Raw genomic sequence first — 2012 nt, 5'->3', positions numbered from 1 at the left:
GCGCACTACCCGCTGTCGGCGTCGGAGCTGGCGGACGCGCAGGAGACGTTCGTCCGGGAGTACGGGCTGTCGCTGGTGGGCGGTTGCTGCGGTACGACGCCGGAGCATCTGCGGCAGGTGGTGGAGCGGGTGCGCGGCACCGCGGTGACGGCGCGGGTTCCGCAGCCGGAGGCGGGTGCGGCGTCGCTGTATCAGACGGTGCCGTTCCGGCAGGACACCTCGTACATGGCGATCGGTGAGCGGACGAACGCGAACGGGTCGAAGAAGTTCCGTGAGGCGATGCTGGGGGCGCGCTGGGACGACTGTGTGGAGATGGCGCGGGACCAGATCCGTGAGGGCGCGCACATGCTGGACCTGTGTGTGGACTACGTGGGCCGTGACGGTGTGGCGGACATGGAGGAGCTGGCCGGCCGTTTCGCCACCGCTTCCACGCTGCCGATCGTTTTGGACTCGACCGAGGTTGCGGTGATCCGGGCGGGTCTGGAGAAGCTGGGCGGGCGTGCGGTCATCAACTCGGTGAACTACGAGGACGGTGACGGTCCGCAGTCCCGTTTCGCGAAGGTCGCCCGCCTCGCGCAGGAGCACGGCGCCGCGCTGATCGCGTTGACGATCGACGAGGAGGGCCAGGCCCGCACGGCCGAGCACAAGGTGGCCATCGCGGAGCGTCTGATCGAGGACCTCACCAGCAATTGGGGGATCCGTGAGTCGGACATCCTGATCGACACGTTGACGTTCACGATCTGCACGGGTCAGGAGGAGTCCCGCAAGGACGGGATCGCGACGATCGAGTCGATCCGCGAGCTCAAGCGGCGTCACCCCGAGGTCCAGACGACGCTGGGTCTGTCGAACATCTCCTTCGGTCTGAACCCGGCCGCGCGGATCCTGTTGAACTCGGTGTTCCTGGACGAGTGCGTGAAGGCGGGTCTGGACTCGGCGATCGTCCATGCGTCGAAGATCCTGCCGATCGCGCGGTTCGACGAGGAGCAGGTCCGTACTGCTCTGGATCTGATCTACGACCGTCGTGGGGGTGGCTACGACCCGCTGCAGAGGCTGATGGCGCTGTTCGAGGGCGTCAACACCAAGTCGATGAAGGCGGGCAAGGCCGAGGAGCTCTTGGCGCTGCCTCTGGACGAGCGTCTGCAGCGGCGGATCATCGACGGGGAGAAGAACGGTCTGGAGGCCGATCTCGACGAGGCCCTGCAGAGCCGTCCGGCGCTGGACATCGTCAACGACACCCTTCTGGAGGGGATGAAGGTCGTCGGCGAGCTGTTCGGGTCCGGTCAGATGCAGCTGCCGTTCGTCCTGCAGTCGGCGGAGGTGATGAAGACCGCGGTGGCCTTCCTGGAGCCGCACATGGAGAAGACCGACGCCGAGGGCAAGGGCACGATCGTGCTGGCCACGGTCCGCGGCGACGTCCATGACATCGGCAAGAACCTCGTGGACATCATCTTGACCAACAACGGCTACAACGTCGTCAACATCGGCATCAAGCAGCCGGTCTCCGCGATCGTCGAGGCCGCGCAGGAGCACAAGGCCGACGTGATCGGCATGTCCGGCCTCCTGGTGAAGTCCACCGTGATCATGAAGGAGAACCTGGAAGAGCTCAACCAGCGCAAGCTGGCCGCCGACTACCCGGTCATCCTCGGCGGTGCCGCCCTGACCCGCGCCTACGTGGAGCAGGACCTCCACGAGATCTACGAGGGCGAGGTCCGCTACGCCCGGGACGCGTTCGAGGGCCTGCGCCTGATGGACGCGCTGATCGCCGTCAAGCGCGGCGTCCCCGGAGCCACCCTGCCCGAACTCAAGCAGCGCCGCGTCGCCAGGCGGGACACGCCCGTCCTCCAGGCCGAGGAGGCCGAGGAGCCGGGCGGCCGGTCCGACGTGGCCGTGGACAACCCGGTGCCCGCCCCGCCGTTCTGGGGGACCCGGGTCGTCAAGGGCATCCCGCTCAAGGACTACGCCTCCTGGCTGGACGAGGGCGCGCTGTTCAAGGGCCAGTGGGGCCTCAAGCA

General features: G+C 67.4%; 1 protein-coding gene. It reads left to right on the top strand.

The features are described 5' to 3' along the window. The coding region (locus ACIRBY_RS38710; RefSeq protein ID WP_403910184.1) for a dihydropteroate synthase at positions 1-2012 on the top strand (2012 nt) is incomplete at both ends.

Source organism: Streptomyces sp. NPDC096136, from assembly GCF_044763325.1.
Lineage (GTDB): Bacteria > Actinomycetota > Actinomycetes > Streptomycetales > Streptomycetaceae > Streptomyces.
The sequence above is the reverse complement of the archived record's forward strand: the minus strand, read 5'-3'. Positions and strand labels throughout refer to the sequence as shown.